At 68.5% G+C, this 21188-nt stretch carries 18 protein-coding genes; 10 read left to right on the top strand and 8 right to left on the bottom strand.

All coding sequences use genetic code 11. The annotated features are described in order from the left end of the window. The first annotated feature begins 512 nt into the window (after positions 1 to 512). On the top strand, positions 513 to 1898 hold the full coding sequence (gene mgtE / locus F793_RS0108300; protein WP_018882293.1) for a magnesium transporter: 1386 nt from the start codon (positions 513 to 515) through the stop codon (positions 1896 to 1898). An 83-nt stretch (positions 1899 to 1981) separates the two neighbouring features. Continuing rightward, entirely contained in the window at positions 1982 to 2638 is a 657-nt protein-coding gene (locus tag F793_RS0108305; RefSeq protein ID WP_018877930.1) for a TorF family putative porin, read from the top strand. A gap of 286 nt (positions 2639 to 2924) precedes the next feature. On the opposite strand, the gene ispG is transcribed toward F793_RS0108305, so the two are convergent. From ispG to F793_RS0108320, 3 genes are all read right to left on the bottom strand, one after another. Beyond that, positions 2925 to 4142, bottom strand: coding sequence for a flavodoxin-dependent (E)-4-hydroxy-3-methylbut-2-enyl-diphosphate synthase (ispG, locus tag F793_RS0108310; RefSeq protein ID WP_018882294.1), 1218 nt, complete (start codon positions 4140 to 4142; stop codon positions 2925 to 2927). A gap of 355 nt (positions 4143 to 4497) precedes the next feature. Continuing rightward, the gene (locus F793_RS0108315; protein ID WP_018882295.1) at positions 4498 to 5601 is read right to left on the bottom strand and encodes a hypothetical protein; all 1104 of its coding nucleotides are present in this window, start codon (positions 5599 to 5601) and stop codon (positions 4498 to 4500) included. A 22-nt stretch (positions 5602 to 5623) separates the two neighbouring features. Beyond that, positions 5624 to 6421 carry a hypothetical protein gene (locus F793_RS0108320; RefSeq protein ID WP_369772369.1) on the bottom strand — a complete coding sequence of 266 codons (798 nt, stop codon included), beginning with the start codon at positions 6419 to 6421 and terminating at the stop codon, positions 5624 to 5626. Between the two features lie 201 nt (positions 6422 to 6622). Here F793_RS0108320 and F793_RS0108325 point away from each other — a divergent pair, with 201 nt between their 5' ends. Both F793_RS0108325 and F793_RS0108330 read left to right on the top strand, forming a co-directional pair. Further along, positions 6623 to 7291, top strand: coding sequence for a TIGR02281 family clan AA aspartic protease (locus tag F793_RS0108325; RefSeq protein ID WP_018877934.1), 669 nt, complete (start codon positions 6623 to 6625; stop codon positions 7289 to 7291). Between the two features lie 70 nt (positions 7292 to 7361). After that, positions 7362 to 8684, top strand: coding sequence for an MFS transporter (locus F793_RS0108330; protein ID WP_018882298.1), 1323 nt, complete (start codon positions 7362 to 7364; stop codon positions 8682 to 8684). Positions 8685 to 8889: 205 nt separating this feature from the next. On the opposite strand, the gene F793_RS0108335 is transcribed toward F793_RS0108330, so the two are convergent. After that, the gene (locus F793_RS0108335) at positions 8890 to 12078 is read right to left on the bottom strand and encodes an efflux RND transporter permease subunit (RefSeq protein ID WP_018882299.1); all 3189 of its coding nucleotides are present in this window, start codon (positions 12076 to 12078) and stop codon (positions 8890 to 8892) included. Further along, entirely contained in the window at positions 12075 to 13331 is a 1257-nt protein-coding gene (locus F793_RS0108340; protein ID WP_018882300.1) for an efflux RND transporter periplasmic adaptor subunit, read from the bottom strand. The genes F793_RS0108335 and F793_RS0108340 overlap by 4 nt, the downstream gene beginning before the upstream one ends. A gap of 186 nt (positions 13332 to 13517) precedes the next feature. Between F793_RS0108340 and F793_RS0108345 the strand changes: the two genes are divergently transcribed. Continuing rightward, the gene (locus F793_RS0108345) at positions 13518 to 14072 is read left to right on the top strand and encodes a copper chaperone PCu(A)C (protein ID WP_038037070.1); all 555 of its coding nucleotides are present in this window, start codon (positions 13518 to 13520) and stop codon (positions 14070 to 14072) included. A 27-nt stretch (positions 14073 to 14099) separates the two neighbouring features. On the opposite strand, the gene F793_RS0108350 is transcribed toward F793_RS0108345, so the two are convergent. Then, positions 14100 to 14957 carry a peptidylprolyl isomerase gene (locus tag F793_RS0108350; protein WP_018882302.1) on the bottom strand — a complete coding sequence of 286 codons (858 nt, stop codon included), beginning with the start codon at positions 14955 to 14957 and terminating at the stop codon, positions 14100 to 14102. Beyond that, complete coding sequence (locus F793_RS0108355; protein ID WP_018882303.1) at positions 14957 to 15253, bottom strand: YciI family protein; 297 nt, start codon at positions 15251 to 15253, stop codon at positions 14957 to 14959. Before F793_RS0108355 ends, F793_RS0108350 begins: the two co-directional genes overlap by 1 nt. A gap of 166 nt (positions 15254 to 15419) precedes the next feature. Between F793_RS0108355 and F793_RS0108360 the strand changes: the two genes are divergently transcribed. From F793_RS0108360 to scpB, 5 genes are read left to right on the top strand one after another with little or no spacing between them, the layout of a single operon-like run. After that, complete coding sequence (locus F793_RS0108360) at positions 15420 to 16034, top strand: L-threonylcarbamoyladenylate synthase (RefSeq protein WP_018866496.1); 615 nt, start codon at positions 15420 to 15422, stop codon at positions 16032 to 16034. A gap of 50 nt (positions 16035 to 16084) precedes the next feature. Continuing rightward, the gene (locus F793_RS0108365; RefSeq protein ID WP_018882304.1) at positions 16085 to 17452 is read left to right on the top strand and encodes a DUF945 family protein; all 1368 of its coding nucleotides are present in this window, start codon (positions 16085 to 16087) and stop codon (positions 17450 to 17452) included. 54 nt (positions 17453 to 17506) lie between these two features. Continuing rightward, positions 17507 to 18727 (top strand): tryptophan--tRNA ligase, encoded by a 1221-nt coding sequence (locus F793_RS0108370; protein ID WP_018876185.1) that lies wholly within the window; start codon positions 17507 to 17509, stop codon positions 18725 to 18727. Positions 18728 to 18736: 9 nt separating this feature from the next. After that, a complete protein-coding gene (locus F793_RS0108375) occupies positions 18737 to 19606 on the top strand; it encodes a ScpA family protein (RefSeq protein WP_018882305.1) in 870 nt (289 codons plus the stop codon). An 8-nt stretch (positions 19607 to 19614) separates the two neighbouring features. Continuing rightward, positions 19615 to 20328 carry an SMC-Scp complex subunit ScpB gene (scpB, locus tag F793_RS0108380; RefSeq protein ID WP_018879492.1) on the top strand — a complete coding sequence of 238 codons (714 nt, stop codon included), beginning with the start codon at positions 19615 to 19617 and terminating at the stop codon, positions 20326 to 20328. On the opposite strand, the gene F793_RS0108385 is transcribed toward scpB, so the two are convergent. Then, the gene (locus F793_RS0108385) at positions 20325 to 21062 is read right to left on the bottom strand and encodes an FKBP-type peptidyl-prolyl cis-trans isomerase (protein WP_155985260.1); all 738 of its coding nucleotides are present in this window, start codon (positions 21060 to 21062) and stop codon (positions 20325 to 20327) included. The genes scpB and F793_RS0108385 overlap by 4 nt on opposite strands. Positions 21063 to 21188: the final 126 nt, after the last annotated feature.

Genomic DNA, 21188 nt, shown 5'->3' on the forward strand with positions numbered 1-21188 from the left:
CATGAGCGTCGGGCCGGTGGCCGGTACGAGCGTGCATATCGTTGCCAGCGGGGTCCCGTCACCCGGTAATGCGGTGGTGTCTCCCCGGTGTCAGCGATATGCGTGACTCCGGGGGGGTGACAGAACGCCTTTCCCCTAACGCCCCTCGCGGGCGCCTCCCCAGCCCCGAAGCCTGTCCCTGCGCCCGCCCGTGTGCGCGGCGGTTGGGCTCCCATGCCATTCGATTTGTCCTGCCTCTGCCCGGATACCGGGCCGGTGCGTGCATTGCTGTGCGCGTAACGGATATGGATCACACCCATGAACACCCAGCAGGAGGCCGCCATGCCAGCGCCTGAAGACGACGACCCCGGGTCTAGCCCGGAAATTCACTGCGGGGCAGTGAAAAAAGTAAAAGTGTGTTCGTCTCGCTGATGGGGGTTTTGTAAAAGACCGCCACCAGCGGTCACGGGATTCTTTTGTCTTTTGTGATGCCCCGCGTGCGTTTTTATTTTTTAAGCACAAGGAGCATTGCAATGAACGACAAGATCCTGGAAATGATTCATGCCGGCGACGTGGGCGCTGCCCGCGACGAGATGATCCATCCGGTGCCGGCTATCACCGCCAATCGCCTGTCCGAGCTGGACCCGCGTTCGCGCTGGGTGATTCTGGAGGGCGTGGATACCAACGAGCGCCGCGCCATCTTCCTGGCGATGGACGATGAAGAGCAGGCGGTCCTGTTCGAACACATGCCCGAGCCGGAGGCGCGTGAGCTGGTCCAGGCCCTGCCGGCTTACACGCTGGCGCGGTCTTTGACGCTGGTGGGCAAGGCCCTGGCGGACGATCTCCTGAATGCCCTGCCCGGGGCCAAGCGCGACAAGGTGCGTGCCCTGTGGCGGCAGGACGAGGACACCGTGGCCCGCGTGATGCGGCGCCCGGTGTTCTGGGTGACCCCGGAAGAGACCGTTGCCGAGGTCACTGCCCGCCTGCGTGGGGATCGCAACATGCCGGACGATGTCGGGGCGGCGCTGCTGATTACCGATCGCGACCATCACTACAAGGGACTGGTGCGCCTGGGCCGCATGTTCCGCGCGGAGCCCGACCAGGCGGTCGGCGAGCTGATCGAGCTGGAGGACTTCTGCACCACGCCCGACGGTGACAAGGTGGAGGCCGCTCGCCTGCTGCAGCGCACGGATCTGCCGTACCTGCCGGTGGTGGATGCCGATGGCGTGCTGGTGGGTGTGCTGCGCATTGACGATGCAATGGATGTTCTCGAGGAGGACACCTCGGAGGACTTCTACAAGAAGGCGGGGATCGGTGACCTGCTGCATCACAAGGATGTCGTGCGCTCGGAGAAGCTGACCTCCGGCGGAATTGGCTATGCGGTCAAGGTGCGCATGGCCTTCCTGATGGTGACGCTGGCCGGCGGCTTGGCCGTGGGCGGGGTGATCGACTTCTTCGAGGACACCCTGGCGGCGGTGGTCGCGCTGGCCATCTTCATCCCGCTGGTGATGGACATGGGCGGCAACGTCGGCACGCAGTCGACCACGATCTTCGCCCGCGGGCTTGCCCTGGGGCATATCAACCTGGGTCGCTTCTTCCGCAACCATCTGGTGCGCGAGGGGGGCGTGGGCCTGGCCATGGGGGTAATCATGGCGGTGCTCGCCGGGACGATCGCCTACTTCTGGCAGGGTGCGCCGAATGACATCCCGCAGCTGGGTTTCGTGGTTGGCACGGCGCTGTTCTTCTCGGTGTTCACCGCCTCGATCCTGGGCTTCCTGCTGCCGTGGGTGCTGCTGAAGATCGGGGTGGACCATGCACCGGGCGCGGACCCGTTCATCACCACCATCAAGGATTTCACCGGCCTGGCTGTGTACTTCGGTATGGCCGCCTGGCTGCTGAGCGCGCACATGCCGGCCTGAATGCCGGGGAACCCGAACCGTGTTGCCGGAGACAGAATCCGGCAACACGCCTGCAAAGAACGTTTGATAGAAGAGGAATCGACATGAACCATCGCAACTTCCAGCGCGGCGTGCTGGCCGCAGCCGTGGCTGGGGTGTTCGCATTTGGCATCCCGACTATCCAGGCCGCCGAGGCCGAATTCAACATCGGCGTGTTCACCGACTACATCGATGACGGTGCGTCCAAGTCCGACAACGACCCGGTGGTGCAGGGCGGCTTCGAGCTGGGCTTTGATAATGGCGTGTTCACCGGCGTGCAGGCCTCCACACTTGGCAGTGGTCGCGGCAGCGAGATCGTGCCGTTCGTTGGCTACGGCTTCGACGTCGGTTCGGTGGGTATCGAGTTCGGCTACGAGCACTTTCACTACACCGAGCTCGACGAGCGCTACGAGGGCGAGACCTTTGTGGTGGTGGACTGGGGGCCGGTGTACACGGGGGTGAACTACCTGGCCCATGCCCATGATCGCGACGCCCGGGGCAGCCGGGAATTCTTCGCGGGTACGGCATTCGAGGTGGCCCCGCGTACCGAGCTTTTCGCCGAGGTGGGCCAGGATCGTCCCGCCGATGACGACAATGCCGTGTTCTGGGAACTGGGCGCGGCCCACGCGACCGACTTTGGCACCTTCTCGCTGACCTACGGCTCGCGCGACGAGAGCGGCGCGCAGGACCTGCTGGTCGGCGGCTACACCTACAACTTCTGATCCACCGCCCGCGTCGGTCCGGCGCGGGTTGGTTTTTCACCACGAAGCCCACGAAGGCACGAAGGAGATCAAGGTCAAGGGCTTTTGCACCGCAGAGTGCACAGAGAACACGGAGAAAGGTCGATAGGGGGTTGAACCGTTTCGCTGTGCTCGGCGGGTTTGAGCCCCATCCAAACCTTCTTTGGATTTCTCTGTGTTCTCCGTGCCCTCTGTGGTGCGATCGCTTTTCTTCGTGCCTTCGTGTGCTTCGTGTGCTTCGTGTGCTTCGTGGTGAGTATCGATTTTTCTAGCCGTAGCGGCGTTCGATGTAGGCCTCGACGCGGGCCTGAAATTCCTCGGCGATGCGTTCGCCCTTGAGCGTCACGGTCTTCTCGCCGTCCTCGTAGACCGGGGCAACCGGCTGCTCGCCGGTGCCGGGCAGGGAGATGCCGATGTTGGCGTGCTTGCTCTCGCCGGGGCCGTTGACCACGCAGCCCATCACGGCGACGGTCATCTCCTCCACGCCCGGGTACTGCTGCTTCCAGCTCGGCATCTGCTGGCGGATGTAGGACTGGATGTCCTGCGCCAGGTGCTGGAAGTACTCGCTGGAGGTGCGGCCGCAGCCAGGGCAGGCGACCACCGACGGCAGGAAGCTGCGCAGCCCCATGCTCTGCAGGATCTCCTGGGCGACCAGGACCTCCTGGGTGCGGTCGCCGCCGGGCTCCGGCGTGAGCGAGATGCGGATGGTGTCGCCGATGCCCTGCTGCAGCAGCACGGCCAGGGCGGCGGTGGAGGCGACGATGCCCTTCGCACCCATGCCGGCCTCGGTCAGCCCGAGGTGCAGCGGGTAGTCGCAGCGCGCGGCCAGGTCCTGGTAGACGCTGATCAGCGGCTGCACACCACTGACCTTGGCCGAGAGGATGATGCGGTCATGCGGCAGGCCGATGCGTTCGGCCTCGGCGGCGCTCTCCAGCGCCGAGGCGATCAGCGCCTCCTGCATCACCGCCTCGGGCGCGGCCGGCTCGGCGCGCTGGCTGTTCTCGTCCATCATCCGCGCGAGCAGGGCCTGGTCCAGGCTGCCCCAGTTCACGCCAATGCGCACCGGCTTGTCGTAGCGGATCGCGGTCTCGATCATCGCGGCGTACTGGGCGTCGCGCTTCGAGCCGCGGCCGACATTCCCGGGATTGATGCGCAGCTTGGCCAGCGCCTCGGCACACTCGGGGTATTTGGTCAGCAGCTTGTGGCCGTTGAAGTGGAAGTCCCCGACCAGCGGCACCTCCAGTCCCATCGCATCCAGGCGTTCGCGGATCTCCGGCACGGCCCTGGCTGCGTCCTCCGAATTGACGGTGATGCGCACGACCTCGGAGCCGGCGCGCGCCAGCTCCGCCACCTGCACGGCGGTGCGCAGGGCATCGGCGGTGTCGGTGTTGGTCATCGACTGCACCATCACCGGGGAATTGCCACCGACGGTGACGTTGCCGACGCGGACAGGGACGGTCTTGTGGCGGGTGGGGATCGTGTTCATGTTGACCTACGCGGGCGCGTGGAAACGGTGCGCGGAGTGTAACGCAGCACCGCCCAACTGCCGAGAATCCCTGTCGTAAAGTTCCATTTGAACCCAATGGGCAGGTCCCCGTGGTCTTGGGGAGGGGCGTAAGGCCGAACGTCAGGGACGCTGCCGCCAGTGTGTCCACTCCCCGTCATGGCGAGGCCCCGCAGGGGCCGTGGCCATCTCCGGACGACCCCCCGACGTCCGCCCAGGCCGGCGCCGGGGCTGCCCCGGGAGATCGCCACGGCGCGATGCGCCTCGCGATGACGGTGCTCACTTTCCCTGTCATTGCGAGGCCCCGCAGGGGGCGTGTCGATGCGTGGCGTTCCGGTCAGCGTGTCCGGCTCGATTGCCAGGGCTGGAAGGTGTTCTCCACCGCGCTGCGACTGGCCGCGTGGCGGGCCTCCGCGCGCTCGGCGATCGCCTGCTGCAGCGCCTGGCGGGTCTCGGTCTCCAGTACGTCCAGGGCCTCGTGCAGGGCCTTTTCCAGATCCTCGCGATGGCGGGCCTCGTCGAGTCGCAGCAACAGCCAGTCGACACCGATGATGGTGGCCCCGGCCGCCGTGATGCCGCAGCCCAGCGAGAACGGTCCGCTCCAGGCGCAGACCCCGGCGCCCAGGGCCCCGGCGCGTCCGGCGCGCCCCAGGCTGCGGGCCAGCCCCGCCTGGGTGGCGCGGGCGGCCAGCCGGGCCTGCACGGCGCGGGCGATCAGGGGCGTGGCCAGGCCGCTGCCGGCGGCGGCCGTCGCGGCCAGTCCGGTGCGCTGATCGAAGCGCTCCAGGTCGATGTCCAGGGCCGTATGCAGGGCGTGGCCGCGTTCGATCTCGGCGGCCGAGGTGGCCGTGGTGCGGGGTGGCAGGTTGGGGATACGGGCATCCGCCAGGCGGCTGGTCAGCTCCAGGCGCCAGGCATCGCGGACCTGGCGCTGCTGTTCGTCCAGCCCCCATTCGACGCGAGTCGCGAGTTCCCGCAGGGGTTCGTCCCAGAGGGCGTCCGGTAGCAGCTGTTCGCGCAGCATGCGGGCCCCGGCATCCGGTTCGGCGTCGCCCAGCCACTGTACGCCGCGCTGCCACAGCCGGGTGTATTCCGCGCCGAGGGAGTAGTACCCGTCCACGACCTCGGGGACACGGTCATGGAGGGCGGCGAAGCGGGCCTCGAGTTCCGCGTCCACGCGGGTCTGCCAGTGCTCGCGGGCGGCGGTGTCGCCGGCCTCCAGCCACTCCAGCGTGTAGCGCTCGAGCGCGGTGAGGCGCTGGTGGTCGAGCTGGTAGCGCTGCTCGCCGAGTTGCAGGGTCAGCGCGCCGTCCGCGTCCCAGTCGCGCGGCTCGTGCTGACTGGCGAGCCAGAGCAGGGCGAGACTCGCCAGCAGGGTCATGCAGAGCCACAGGCCGGCGCGGGCTGAGCTGGAGGTGGTGTGCGCTGCCGGCGTGGTCATGGGTCGGTGGCTCCGGACCCGACTACTCGATCACGGGCGCGTTGCGCGGATCGCCCAGGGTGTCGGTGGCCGGTCGCAGCGGCAGCAGGCCGTTGGCCAGCAGCAGGAACCCGGCCGCGAGGAAGGCCTGTTCCGCAAGCACCAGCAGCCAGCCGAGCAGGGCCGGCAGGGACTCCACTCCCTGCGGGAACCACTGCTGTCCCAGCCACAGGCGCAGGCCGTCCTGCGCCGCGGCGAGCTGCAGCCCGGCCTCCAGCAGGTGACTGCGCGCGGCCTCGTGATGCACCAGGAACCACACCGCCTGTTCCAGTGTGGCGCCGGTCAGGTCGGGATAGCGCGCCTGCAGGGCCAGGATCAGCAGGGCGACGATCAGCAGGAGCCCGGTGAGGCGCAGGGCCCCGCGGCGGGCCAGCTCCGGGGCGAACCGGGGGTGGGCATGTCCCCGCAGCAGTCGGGCGAACAGGGCCTCGCCGATCACCAGCACGAAACCGGCGACGAGGAGAACGGCCCAGACCTCCTGTGTCGGGATGCGCGCGAGTGTGATCAGCAGCAGGCCGCCCAGCAGGGCACCGATGACCAGGTGGCGCAGGGCCATCAACGGGCCGCCGCGCAAGCGCCGGGGCCACTGGCTGGTGGGCTCCAGGTAGCCGCGCAGGAACGCCGCGCGCCGTACCCGATGACGGCGGAAGCCGCCATGGGCGATCAGCAGGGTCACGGCGATCCACAGCACCACCACGCCGGCCTCCGGCAGGACCCGCAGGTTCATGTGCATCAGCCACAGCCCGATCACCAGTACGGTTACGGTAAAGGCATGCCGCAGCGCGACATGGGTGGTCGGGCCGGGGCGGGCGGAATCGTCAGACGGTTGGCGGGACACGGCAGCTCCACGCGAAGGGGAATGCCCCGATGGTAGCAGGCGCGCGGGCCCGGGCCGTGGTGTGTCCGTGGTGCCATTGCGGACGTTCGGGCTTCGTTCAGCCGAACCCGGTATAACCGGCCCATGGATCGTACAGCGCATGCAATGGTTTCGGCCTGGGCTTTGACGGGGCGCCGGTTCTGGCTCGTCGGGCTCCTGGCCCTCTGGCTGCCTCTGGGGGTTGCCGCGGAGGAGCTTCGGCTGCACGCGGTGTTCGGCGAACGTGCCGTGGTGTCCGTGGGCGACGAGCGAGCGGTGGTGTCGACCGGGGATACGGGGCCCGGTGGCGTGCGGGTCCTGCGCACCGGCCCCGGGATGGCCCTGGTGGAGTATCGCGGCGAGCAGCGCGAGCTGCGGGTGCAGCCGCGGCCCGCGCCGGCACGCCCGGATCCCTCGGCGGGGGAGGCTGGAGCGGTTCGGGTGCACCGCGATTCGCGGGGGGATCACGCCGTTACTGCTGGCCTGAACGGCACGGCGGTGACCCTGGTGGTCGACCCGCAGGCCGACTCCGTGCTGCTGCGCGCTTCGGATGCCGGGCGCGTCGGGATTGATCCCGACCAGGGGCGCTCGGTGCGCTTTCGTGACGAGCTCGGCACACGGCATGGCCAGCGGGTGCGCATCGACCAGCTCCAGGTGGGGGGGCTGCGGCGTGCGGGGGTCAGCGCGATCGTGCTGCCGGACGGCGACCTGCCGCGCTCGCGTCTGGGGCGCAGCTTCCTCGAACACTTCGCGGTCGAGCGCGATGGCGACGCGCTGGTGATCCGGGATCGCTGAGGGCAGCATGGATCAGTGTTTCCCCGAGCTGCGTTAGCATGGCGGCCGTCACGCCCACCAGGATGCCTGCATGCCGCTGATTCGGCGCCACCCCGAGGACGCCCCCGCCCCGCGCCGCGAGATCTTCGGCTGGGCGATGTTCGACTTCGCCAACCAGGCCTACACGCTGCTGATCATCACGGTGATCTTCGGCGATCTGTTTACCCGCATCATCGTCGGGGATGCCCCGGACTACCGCCTGGGCAACCTGCTGTGGAGCCTGGCGCTGGCGATCAGCTACGCCATGGTGGTGATCGCGGCCCCGTTCGCCGGGGCGGTGATGGATGCAACGGCCTCGCGCAAGCGCTTCCTGATGGCCTCGTGGATCCTGACGGTGGTGACGACGGGGCTTTTGTATTTCGTCGAGCCGGGGCTGGTGCTGTTCGGCATGGCGCTGATCATCGCCTCCAACTTCGGCTATGCGATCGGCGAATCCTTCATCGCCAGCTTCCTGCCGAGCCTCGGGCCGCCGGAGAAGCTCGGCTGGATCTCGGGGCTGGGCTGGGGCATGGGCTATATCGGCGGGCTGATCGCCACCGCCTTTGCCCTGGGCCTGCTGGGCGAGGTCAGCGCCGAGAACTTCGAGCGTATTCGCTGGGTGGGGCCGTTTGCCGCGGTGTTTTTCCTGATCTCGGCGATCCCGACCTTCCTGTTCCTGAAGGAGCGCGGCACGCGTCGGCGGATGCGCCGGCGGATGCAGCTGGGGCTCGGCTGGCGGCGGGTGCGCGAGGCGCTGGTCACGCTGGGGCAGCGCCGTGAGCTGCGCGCGCTGTATGTGTCCATCTTCTTCATGATGGCCGGGATCTACATCATCATCTCCTTCACCTTTATCTACGGCTCGCAGGTGATCCAGTGGGACGAGCCGGTGCGCATCGCGATGTTCGTGATCACCCAGGTCACCGCGATCATCGGGGCGATCGGTTTCGGCTTCCTGCAGGACCGTGCCGGCCCGGTGCGGATCTATCGGCTGACCCTGGCGCTATGGGCGCTGGCGGTGCTGGCGATCTTCGGCACCACGACCATCGCGCAGTGGCTGAGCGCACTGCTGGGCCGGCCGGTGGAGGCGCAGATCGTGTTCCTCGGCGTGGGGATTGTCGCCGGGCTGTGCCTGGGGTCGGCGCAGTCGGCCGGGCGCGCGCTGGTCGGGATGATGGTGCCGGTGCGCGAGGCCGGGCGCTGGTTCGGGTTCTGGGCCCTGTCGGCGCGCGCGGCCGCGATCTTCGGACTGGCCGGGATCGGGCTGTTGCAGGCCTGGCTGGGGCTGGCCAACGCCATCCTGTTCTGCCTGTTCCTGTTCCTCGCCGCGCTGCTCGCCTCCATCCCCGTCCACCTCGCCGACCGCTCCCGCCACTGAGGGTGAAGGTCAAAAGCGGTATACAGGAAGATGTGAAGACAGGAAGAGGGATTGGGTTTGGCCGTAGCTGGTGTGGCAGGGGTGCGGGAGTGTCAGGGTGCTGGCCAGATCACGCTGTCCACACCCAAATCATCCTTCCCATCTTCGAACCTTCCTGTAAATCGCTCTTGATCTGGCCCTCTTAGCGGTGGGCCACATGCAAGTGTTAGTCGGTGGCGTGGTGGGTAAGGGTGGCGCCGCGGTCGAAGCGGCCTTCGTAGAGGCGCAGCAGGGCGGGGATCACGAACAGTACCAGCACGGTGGCGATGGCCAGGCCGAACACGATGGAGATGGCCATCGGGATCAGGAACTGGGCCTGGACCGAGCGCTCGAACAGCAGCGGGGTCAGGCCGGCGATGGTGGTGACCGAGGTCAGGATCACCGCGCGCAGGCGCTGGCAGGCGGCCTCGACGATCGCCTCCTGCAGGGCCAGGCCGGCCTCGCGCAGGCCCTGGTAGAAGCTCACCAGGATGATCGAGTTGTTGACCACGATCCCGGTCAGGCCGAACAGGCCGAACAGCGACAGGATGGTCAGCTCCACGTTAAGGATCCAGTGGCCCAGCAGGGCGCCGAGGATGCCGAACGGGATGATCGCCATCACGATCAACGGCCAGCCCCAGGACCCGAACACCCAGGCCAGGGTGATATACATTAGACCCAGCGCCAGGACCAGACCCGTGCGCATGTCGGCGAAGGTCTCGGCCTGGTCGGCCGCGCGCCCCTCGAACGAGTATTCGATGCCGTAGCGCGTCGCGAGGTCGTCCAGTGGGCCGTCTTCCAGCGCCGCACGGATGCGCGCGGCGTTGTTCACGCTGCGGTCGACCTCGGTGGAGACCTGGATCGCCAGACGGGTGTCGGCATGGCGCAGGGTCTCGAAGCCCTGACGCGAGCGCAGGTCCACCACGCTGCCCAGCGGCACGAACTCGCCGCTGGGCAGGCGCAGATTCAGGCGCTCCAGGCTCTCGCTGGAATGGCGCTCGGCATCCGGCAGGCGCACGCGCACCTCCACCTCTTCCAGCCCGTCCTGGTAGAGCTGGGCAAGGTGGCCATCATAGGCATCGCGCAACTGGGCGCCGACCGATTCGGTGGTCAGGCCCAGGGCGCGACCCTCCGGCTTGACCTGGAACACCAGTTGTTCGCGACCGAATGGCGTGTCGTCGTTGGTGGCGAAGGTGCCCGCAAAGTCATCGAAGATCTCCGCCAGATCCAGGGCGGCGTTCTTCAGGACGTGCGGGTCATCGCCGGTCAGGCGCACCTCCAGGTCGCGTCCGGGCGGCCCGGTCTGGCGTTCGTCGATGCTGAAGTTCTCGATCCCGGGGGCCTGGCGCACGCGGTCCTCCCAGGCCTGGATGAACTCGCGGTTACGCACTTCGCGCTGTTCGGGAGAGACCAGCTCCACCTGGATGTTGCCGAACTGGTCGCCGCGCGGGGCGTTGCCGTCTCCGGGATCGATGCCGCGGCCGAGCCGGGTGACGGAGGCGCGCACCAGGTCGCCGCCCAGGGCCTCCTCGGTCTCGGCCAGGGCCTCCTCGACGTGGATCAGGAAGGCCTCGACCCGCTCCGGCGGTGTGCCGGCGACAAAGTTGACCCCGGCGTTGACGATGGTGCCCTCGGGCGACGGGAAGAAGGTGAAGCCGATGCGTCCGCTGGCGGCCAGGCCGATGGCGAGGATCAGCGCGCCGACCGCCAGCGCCAGGGTGGTGCCCGAGTGGTTGACCGACACGGTCACCGCGCGGCGGAAGGCGCCATTGCGGAAGGTCTCGAAGCCGTTGTCGAAGCGCTCGCGCAGGCTGCCGGCGCGCGGCGGCTTGAGTCGGTGCATCACGCCCTTCAGGTGCGCGGGCAGGATCAGGAAGGCGATCAGCAGCGTGGCGACGATCACGCAGATCACCACCAGCGGGATGTCGAACAGGATGTTGCCGATGATCCCGCCGATCAGCATCAGCGGCAGGAAGGCGGCCACCGTGGTCAGCGAGGCGGCGATCACCGGTCCGACCATGCGCCGGGCGCCGTCGCGCGCGGCGCGGCTGGCCGAGAGCCCGCGCTGGTGCAGGCTGTAGGCGTGCTCCGAGACCACGATGGCGTTGTCGACGATGATCCCCAGCGACATGATGAAGCCGAACAGCGAGATCATGTTGATGGAGCCACCCACCACCCACAGCACCACGAACGCGGCGGTAAAGGCGATCGGGATGCCCAGCGCCACGCGCAGGGCGATATGCCGATTGAGGAACAGGAACAGGATCCCCAGCACCAGCAGCAGGCCGCCCAGGCCGTTCTTCAGCAGCAGGGTGATGCGTTCGGAGAGCAGCTCCCAGAAGGCGTCGGTGACCTGCAGCTCGACTCCCGGCGGCAGGGCCGGGCGGGTCTGCGCCAGCCAGTCCTCCAGCACTTGCGCGGCCTCCAGCGAGTCGCCGGTCTCCGAGCGCAGCAGCTGCATCTCGATCGCGCGCTGGCCGTTGGCGCGGGCGCGCACCTGTCCGTCGCGGTGGCGCAGGTCCAGGGTGGCGATATCGCCTAGGGTCAGGCGTCCCAGTTCGCCGTCGCCGCGCAGGACCAGCCGCTCGAAACTGACGATGTCGCGGGCCTGTTCCAGGCTGCGGATCTGGCGCGCGGTGTCGTCGCGGCCCACCGAGCCGGCCGGCAGGTCCTGCGCCATCGCGCGGATCTGCTCGGCGATATCCGCGAGCGTCATGTCCAGGCGATAGAGCGTCGCCGAGGGCACCTGGACGGCCATCTCGTCTTCGGTCAGGCCGGTGAACTCGATGCGGGCGATCCCGGCATCCAGCAGCTCGCGCTCGAACTGGCGCGCGAGGATGCGCAGCTGCTGCGGGTCGTCGGGGCCGGTCAGCAGAAGCCGTGCCACCGGCTCGTAGCGGATCACACGGGTGACCACCGGGGTCTCGGCCGCTTCCGGCAGGTTGCGCTGCTGGTTCACGCGGTCGTTGACCTGCTCCAGCGCCAGGGTCATGTCGGTCCCGGCCTCGAACTCCATGGTCACCACGCCGATGCCCAATGCCGAGGTGGAGGTCATGTTGCGCAGGCCGTCCACCGTGCGCAGGTCCTGCTCCAGCGGGTCGACGATGGCGCGCTCGACATCCTCCGCGCTGGCCCCGGTCCAGGGCACCTCCACGGTGATGAAGTCGAGCTCGAAGTTGGGGAAGAACTGGGTGTTGAGCTTGGTCAGGGCAAAGGCCCCGGCCAGCAGCATCAGCGCGATCAGCAGATTGGCCGCGAGGCGGTGTTCCAGGAACAGCTGGATCGGCCCGCGCGGGGGCCGGTCAGGGTCCTGCGCGCCGCCCCCGGGCATCGGCTGCCCGGATGCCGGCGAGTTGCCGGGTTCCGCTTCGCTCATCGACCGGAATCCTGCTGTTCCACCTCGACCCGCAGGCCATCCACGGCATTCGGCAGGCGTGTGGCGATCAGGGCGTCGCCGGCGGCGATGGCGTCACTGCGGATCAGCGCGAGGGTATTGCCGTCCGCATCGATGAAATCGCCCAGGCGCTCGACCTGCAGCGACTCCAGGCGCCCGTCCACCACTCGGAACACGCGGTCACGCCCGAACAGGGACTCGAACGGCACCGCAAGGCTGTTGGGTTCCTCTGGCAGTTGCAGGCGCAGCTCGACAAAACGGTTCAGCGGGAGTCGTTCGCCCCCGGAGCGTACCTCGAACACCCCGCGCATCCCGGCGTCGCCGGTGCGGGTCTCGCCCTCCAGGCGCACCAGTTCGGTCTCGACCGTGTGGCCGGCGACCTGTGCAATGGCGGGCAGGGGTGTGTCCCCCTGCAGCAGGCGCTCGATCCGGGCGACCAGGTGTTCCGGGAGGCTGGCGCGGATCTCCAGGTCATCCACCGCGAACAGTCGCAGCAACGGGTCCCCCGGTCGGGCGCGCTCGCCCGCGGCGACGTCGACCTCCACGATACGTGCGTCGAAGGGCGCGCGAATGGTCGTGCGTTCCAGGTCGATCTCGGCCTGGGACTCGGCGGCGCGGGCACGTGCCAGGCGGGCCTCGGCCTGGGCCCTGCGCATCGGGGCGTCGGCCACGGCCTGCTCGCGGTTGTCCACGGTGATGCTGGCCTGCTGCAGCCGCTCGCGGGCGGCATCGAGATCCGATTCCGAGCCAAGGTTGCGCTCGCGCAGGTCGCGGGCGCGCTCCAGTCCGCGTTCGGCGATCGCCAGGAGTTCGCGCTCGCGCTGCAGGGCCTCGCGGTCGAAGCGGGCACGCAGTTCTTCGCTTTCAACCGCGCCCTCCAGCTCGCGGCGCTCGGCCTCGCGCTGGTCCAGCAGCAGCCGGGCCTCGCGCGGGTCGATCTGCACCAGCGTGTCGCCGGCGGCCACGCGCTGGCCGGCGCGCGCCGGCACGGCTTCGATCTCGCCCTCCACCGCGGCGCGCAGCTGGGCATCGCGGGCGGAGCGGCTGCGCCCGTTGAGGATCACCCCCGGCCGGTGCGTCCCGGGCTCGGCGGTCACGCCCTGCACCGGCCAGGTACGCTCGCTGGCCTCCGGCGGCGGCGCCTCGGGCCCGGTCGCGCGCAGGACCATGAAGCCCACCACGGCGACGGCGAGGATCAGGACGGGAAGTAGGGCTCGGCGGAGGGCGCGCGGCATGGGCGTCTCGTTTGTGGCTTGGCAGTTCGGCGGGGCGGGTGCGGCCCGTCGCTTGGAGGCGCCTGCGGGCCGGAGGTTCCCGTCGCGGGCGTTATCTTACCACCGGGTTTTGTAGGGGAACCGCGCAGGTTCCTGAAAGCCCCAGTTATGCCAATATTACGTTTTGCTTAAATGAGGTGAAAGGCCATGAAAGGATCCACGCTGATTCCGGCAGTGATGCTGACGACCACCCTTCTGGCGGGCGGCGCGGTTGCACCCGCGCTGGCCGGGGAGCCCGAGGTCTGCGAGTGTCGGGCGGGCCTCGAGATGGAGGGGACGCCCTGGATTCGGCTGATGCCGGGAGACATGACTGGCGGCTACTTCGTGCTGCGCAACCATGGCGAGCAGGACCTCCGGATCGTCGCGGCGCAGGCGCCGATCTCCGAGGTGGTGGAACTGCACGAGCATGCCCACGTGGACGGGGTGATGCGCATGCGTCAGGTCAACGGGCTGGAACTCCCGGCGGGCGAGACCCTGGTGCTGGAGCCGGGCGGCCTGCACCTGATGTTCATCGGGCTGCACGAGCCGCTGACGGCCGGTGACTGGATCCCTGTGATCCTGGAATTCGAGGATGGCGGGACCATGGAGATCCACGCCCGCGTCCAGCGCGGCGAGGGTGCCCATGGCGGCCATTCGGGTGGCCACATGATGGAGGGGGATGCCCCCGGCATGGATGCCGAAGGCGGACACCACGGGCACTGAGGCCCGGGGCGTCCGGGTGTTGTCCGGCTACTGATTGGCGGGCCGGGCCGGAATCTGGATGTCGGCATCCGCGCGCAGCGTCTCCAGGAATTGCTGGATGGCGCGGCTTTCGAGGATCTCGACCAGTTCGGCGCGCACATCCTCGAATTCGGGGACCGGCGTGTCGCGGGTCTCCTCCAGACGGATGATGTGCCAGCCAAAGCGACTCTCGACCGGCTCCGCGGTGGTGGTGCCGGGTTCCAGGGCCACGGTGGCGTCGCTGAACGCGGGGACCATCTGCTCCGGGGAGAACCAGCCCAGCTCGCCGCCGCGGGCGGCCGAGCCGGGGTCGATGGAATGGGCCTCGGCCAGGTCGCCGAAGTCCGCGCCGTCGTCCAGTTCCGTGAGGAGTTCGCGGGCCCGCTGTTCCTCTTCGACCAGGATATGGCGGGCGCGGTACTCGGTGCCGCGCATCTGCTCAACCTGGCGTTCGTACTCCGCCTCGAGGTCGTCGCGGGTGATCTCCAGTTCCGCGGTGATGCGTTCCATCAAAAGCGAGGCCAGCAGGTTGGTCTCCACCATGCGCAGGATCCGCCGGGTCTCGGCATCGGTATCCAGGCCGCGGTTGACCGCCTCCTGGCGCAACAGCTCCAGGCTGATCAGCTCTTCCAGCGTGCCATCCCCCTCGGCCAGGCCCGGGTCCTCGTCCATACCGGAGTAGGTGAACAGGTCGGCGCGGGTGATGGGCTCGCCGTTGACGAGGGCGACGGTGTCGACGTCGTCGGTATCGGTGGTGATCGTGTCCGTTTCGGCGTCCGGTGCGGACGTTTCCTGCCCGTCGCAGGCGACCAGCGCACCGGCGAAGGCCAGGGTGGCGAGTGTGGTGGCAAGGGGGCGAAGTCGCATCAGAACACCTGCTTGAACGGGCGTACGTCGACCGCGGTATACACGCCGGCGGCCACATAGGGGTCGGCGTCGGCCCACGCGCGGGCGGCTTCCAGGGACGGGAACTCCGCGACGATCAGGCTGCCGGTGAAGCCCGCCGGGCCGGGGTCGTTGCTGTCGATGGCAGGGCAGGGACCGGCCAGGACCAGCCGGCCGTCGTCGCGCAGGGCCTGCAGCCGGGCGACGTGTTCGGGCCGCGCGGCGAGGCGGGCATCCAGCGAGTCGGGGGCGTCCTGGCCCCGGATCATATACAGCATGGGGTGTTCTCCTTGATTTTGGGTGCATCGTAACCGATCACTGGCCGCGCCTCGCGCTCCGGGTTCGCAGTTTTCCCCTTTCCGCGCGGGCGGCCCGTGCGCGTTCTTATGGGCGTGGCGGCGGATGCGCTACACTGCGCAGCCGATCCCCGCGTCGAATCGATCCATGATCTCGATCCACCCCGAAAACCCCCAGCCCCGGCTGATCCGGCAGGTCCTGGACCGGCTCCAGGACGGGGCCGTGATCGCCCTGCCGACGGATGCCTGCTATGCCCTGGCCTGCCTGCCGGGGGACAAGACCGGGGCGGACCGGATCCGCCGTATCCGCCAGGTGGACGAGACCCATCATCTGACCCTGCTGTGTCGCGATCTCTCCGAGCTGGGCGTGTACGCGAAGGTGGACAACAGCGCGTTTCGCCTGATGAAGGCGCTAACGCCGGGGCCCTACACCTTTATCCTGCCTGCCACCCGCGAGGTGCCGCGGCGCCTGCAACACCCCAAGCGGCGCACCATCGGGCTGCGTGTGCCGGCTAGTCCGATCTTGTCGGCGTTGCTGGCGGAGCTCGGATCACCGCTGATGTCGGCGACCCTGCAGCTCCCCGGGGACGAGAACCCGCTGAGCGAACCCTGGGAGATCGAGGATCGGCTGGGCAAGGTGGTGGACCTGGTGGTCGATGGCGGGGCCGGGACCCTGGAGGCGACCAGTGTGCTGGACCTGACTGGTGATGCCCCCGAGGTGATCCGTCACGGGATGGGCGATGTGGGATTTCTGGATGAATAGCCCCGGCCGCATACCGAGGCTACGGCGCGGCACGGCCGCAGGGAGGCGCAATGCGTAAGTGGGTGGTTCTGGCCGTGGTCGTGCTGGCGGTGGCCGCTGTGTGGCCGGTCGTGGTCGGCAAGCAGGTGGAGGGTACCGTTGCCGGAACGCACGAGGCCCAGCTGGGCGAGGTGCAGTTGCGCCACGAGATGCTTGAATACGAACGCGGCTACCTGGGCGCCAGCGGCCGCAGCCAGCTGATCCTGGAAGACCCCGACGGGCGCTTCGAGATCCCGCTGGTGCACGATATCCGTCACGGTCTGCTCGGGGCGCGCGGCGATTCGTTCGTGGATCTCGATACCCTGGCAGCGCCGGACGATTCCCTGCTCGGCCATCTGCTGCGCTCGCTGGATCTGCAGGTGCATTCGCGCTCGGGGATCGGCGGTGGCGTGACGACCCGCGTTGCGTTCGACGACCTGCGCATGGACCTGATGACCGTGCCCGAGGTGGCCGAGCATGTCGCCACGGTGGGTGGCCCGCTGTGGCTGGATCTGGCGGCCGGCCAGGGTCGGTTCGCCTGGTCGGCCGAGCAGATCCTGGTGAGCCTGGATCTGCCGGAGCTGAGGCTGTCGGACGACACCTTCGTCTGGGAGGCGCAGGACGCCCGCTATGCCACGGTGTTCGAGGCCGACGCCGACGGGGTCTTCGGACGCCTGCCGGACTACGAGGGCGGCCTGGCGGCGTCCGTGGTGGAGCTGCGCGAGGGCGAGGCGAGTCGGCTGCGGATCGAGCGCCCGCGTCTGGATGCCTTCCAGCAGACCAACAACGACCGCATGGACTCGCGCCTGCGCCTGCAGGTCGAGCAGGCGCGCATGGACGACGGCGCTGGGGATGCGCTGACGCTGAGCGCCCTGGACCTGCAGGCGGGCATCCTGCGCTGGGACCGTCCCAGCCTGCTGCAGTTGCTCGGCGAACTGGAATCGATCGAGGCGCGTGGCATCGAGGGCGAGCAGCGCACTGCCCTGATCGGCGCGGCGATGATCGACGCCGTCGGCGGGATGATCGAGCACCGCCCGGTGGTCGAGCTCAAGGCCTCCCTGAACGAGGAGCCGGCGCGTCAGGTCGCGCTGGACACCGAACTGGGGCTGTACGGCACGCAACAGACCTTCGCTACCCGTCCGCTGGAGACGCTGCGGCTGGACAGCGAACTGCGTCTCGGGCTGGAATGGGTGGCCGAATTCGACGCCGCCTATCCCGATATCGACCTGGATGCACAGCTGCACGCCCTGGCGGCTGACGGCTGGCTCCGCCGCGATGCCGAGGCCGGGTACTGGCACAGCACGCTGGCCATGGCGGACGGCCGGGTGCATATCAACGACGTGGATCGCACGGCCATGCTGCTGGCGATGCTGTTCGCCTTTTCCGGCGGCATGTTCTGAGACGACTGACCGGGCGTGGATGCGCCCGTTTCCTGACAGGAAGGGATTGATTCCGTGAGCAGCAATCAGGGTAGCAACCAGCGTGTGCTCTCCGGCATGCGCCCCACCGGGCGCCTGCATCTGGGCCATTATCACGGTGTGCTGAAGAACTGGATCGAGTTGCAGCACAACTACGAGTGCTTCTTCTTCGTCGCCGACTGGCATGCGCTGACCACCCACTACGAGGACCCCGGTGACCTGCAGCAGCATGTGACCGAGATGGTCATCGACTGGCTGGCGGCAGGGGTCAGCCCCGGGTCCGCGACACTGTTCGTGCAGTCGCGCGTGCCCGAGCATGCCGAGCTGCATCTGCTGCTGTCGATGATCACGCCGCTGGGCTGGCTGGAGCGGGTACCGACCTGGAAAGACCAGCAGGAGCAGCTGCGCGAGAAGGATCTGGCGACCTACGGCTTCCTCGGCTATCCGGTGCTGCAAAGCGCGGACGTGCTGGCCTATCGCGCCGGTATGGTCCCGGTGGGCGAGGACCAGGTATCGCACCTGGAAGTCACGCGCGAGATCGCGCGCCGCTTCAACCACCTCTACGGCCGCGAGCCGGGCTTCGCCGAGAAGGCGGAGGCCGCTGCCGACAAGATGGGCAAGAAGGCCGCCAAGCGTTACCGCGACCTGCGCAAGCGCTACCAGGAGCAGGGCGAGGACGAGGCCCTGGAGGTGGCGCGGGCGATGCTCGAGTCGCAGCAGAACATCTCGCTGGGCGACCGCGAGCGCCTGTTCGGCTACCTCGAGGGGGGCGGCAAGATCATCCTGCCGGAGCCGCAGGCGCGCCTGACTCCGGCCTCGAAGATGCCGGGGCTGGACGGGCGCAAGATGTCCAAGAGCTACGGCAATACCATCAGCCTGCGCACCGAGCCGGCCGAGGTGGAGAGCCTGATTCGCACCATGCCCACCGACCCTGCGCGGGTGCGGCGCACGGACCCCGGCGATCCGGCCAAGTGCCCGGTGTGGGATCTGCACAAGGTCTACACCAGCGAGAGTCAGCGTGAGGAACTCTACACCGGCTGCACCACGGCCGGTATCGGCTGTCTGGACTGCAAGCGGCCCCTGATCGAGGCGGTGCAGGCGGAGCTGGAGCCGATCCAGCAGCGCGCGAAGGAATACGCCGAGGACCCCGCGCTGGTCCGGTCCATCATCGTCGAGGGCTCCGAGGCGGCCCGCGAGGAGGCCCGCGAGACCCTGGAAGAGGTGCGCCGGGCCATGGGGCTGGACTACCTGCGATGAGCCCGGGGCATGGATCCGCACGCTGACGCGAACGACGGCCTCGAGCGCCCCGCGACGGTCGAGACGGGCGCGGACGGCGAGGTGCTTTATCGCGTGCATGGCGAGCCGGTGGCCGAGCTGCCGGCCGATCTCTACATCCCGCCCGATGCCCTGGAGGTCTTTCTTGACTCCTTCGAGGGGCCGCTGGATCTGCTGCTGTATCTGATCCGGCGGCAGAACCTCGACATCCTGGCGATCCCCATCGCCGAGATCACCCGCCAGTACATGGCCTACATCGAGGTGATGCGGGCGCTGCGTCTGGAGCTGGCCGGCGAATACCTGGTGATGGCCGCGCTGCTGGCCGAGATCAAGTCGCGCATGCTGCTGCCGCGGCCGAAGGAGGCCGAGGCGGACGAGGACGCCGACCCGCGCATGGCCCTGATCCGTCAGTTGCAGGAGTATGAACAGTTCAAGACCGCGGCCGAGCGCCTGGATGCCCTGCCGCGCATGGACCGTGACGTGTTCGCCGCGGGCGCCAGCGTCGAGGCACTGGAGGGCCCGCCGCCCCCGGCCCCGAGCATGGACGAGCTGATGGAGGCCCTGGCCGCGGTGATGCACCGCGCCAGTCTGATGGCGCACCACCATGTCTCCACCGAACAGTTGTCGGTGCGCGAGCGTATGTCCAGCATCCTCGACAGCCTGCACCCCGAGCGCTTCACCGATTTCGTGGCCCTGCTGCTGGCTGCCGAGGGGCGCCAGGGCGTGGTGGTATCGTTTCTGGCGGTGCTGGAGCTGACCAAGGCGGGCCTGGTCGAATGGGGCCAGAGCGAGCCCTACAGCCCGATCCGGCTGCGCCGGCGCGGGGCGGCCGTAGACGATGAGGGGGGAGAGCCGGCGTGAGCGACACGATGGATTCAACGATCCACGCACCCGTGGCGGCCGCGGATGACGATCAGCTGCGAGCCGTCGAGCTGGCGGTGGAGGCGGTGCTGTTCGCGGCCGCCGAGCCCGTCGCCCCCCGCGACCTGAAGGCGGCCTGTGAGGACCTCGGCGAGATCGATCAGGCGTTGCTTGAACAGGCGCTGGGCCGTCTTGAGGAGCGCTACCGGGACCGCGCCATTGAACTGGTTCGGTCCGCCGGGGGCTATCGCTTCCGCGTGCGCTCGCGTTTCTCCGCCACCGTACAGGCGGCTCAGCCCGAACGCCCGGCGCGCCTGTCGCGGGCGCTGCTGGAGACGCTGGCGATCATCGCCTACCGCCAGCCGGTCACGCGCGCGGAGATCGAGGCCGTGCGCGGCGTGGCGGTCAGCTCGGGCATCATGCGCACGCTGCAGGAGCGCGAATGGGTGCGCGTGGTGGGGCACAAGGAGGTCCCCGGACGGCCCGCGCTGTATGCGACCACGCGCGGCTTTCTGGACGACCTGGGGCTCAAGCGCCTGGAGGAGCTGCCGCCGCTGGACCAGATCCGCGATCTGGCCGACGTGGCGTCGGACGCGGGGCTGAGCCTGGCGCCGCCGGAAGCGGAAGAAGACGCTGGCCCGGGCACGAACCAGCGGCTGGATTTCGACGTCGCAGACGCCGAGCCGGAACCGGACTCCCGGTCCGGCTCAGCCCATAGTTAGCACTGGGCCGTTTCGGCCGCCTCGGGGCAGTCGTGCTGCACCAGACGGTCCTCGGCCAGCCACTCCATGATGCCGTCGGTCACGTTGTAGAGGTTGTCGTAGCCGAGACCGTCCGCCAGTGCGCGGGCAAGGGCGCTCGTCCGGTTGCCCACGCGGCAGATCAGCACGACCTCTTCGTCCGGGTCCACCAGGTCGGTGAAGCGTTGCCCGAACTCCGGATGCAGGTCGCCGTTCTCGTCGAAAGCGGTAATGCGATGGCTGCCCTCGATCACGCCGGTCTCCGCCCACTCGTCCGGCCGGCGGATGTCGACGATTGTCGCGCCTTCCTCGATCTTCTCCGCCAGTCCCTCGTTGTCCAGGCCACTGAAGGGCGCCCGCTCGACCTCCAGCACCTCGACCTCGAAGCGCAGCGTGGCGTTGGACGGGATGATGTTGCCCGCGCCGCGTTCGCCGTAGCCAAGCTCCGGCGGGATCACGATCTCGCGCTTGCCACCCTCGCGCATGCCCATCACCCCCTGTTCGAAGCCGGGGATGACCTGGCCCCGGCCGAGGGTCAGCGCGAACGGTCTATCGGTCTCGCGACTGGAGTCGAACACGCTGCCGTCGTCTTCGAGGGTGCCGGTGTAATGCAGGATCGCCGTGTCGTGGCGAACGATCTCTGGACCCTCCCCGCGTTCCACCTCGTGGATTTCGATGGAAGGCTCGTATTCCGCACTGGCGGTTCCCGTGACCATCAGGGCCGCAACCAGCGCAGCCGAAAACATAACAATAGGGGTATATACGAACTGATGAATTCGGTTCTTCATTATGTAGATTCCGCTAATATTAAAAATTTGTGATAAGTCTTTATTGTCAGTGAC

The organism is Thioalkalivibrio sp. ALE22, assembly GCF_000381445.1.
Taxonomy (GTDB): domain Bacteria; phylum Pseudomonadota; class Gammaproteobacteria; order Ectothiorhodospirales; family Ectothiorhodospiraceae; genus Thioalkalivibrio.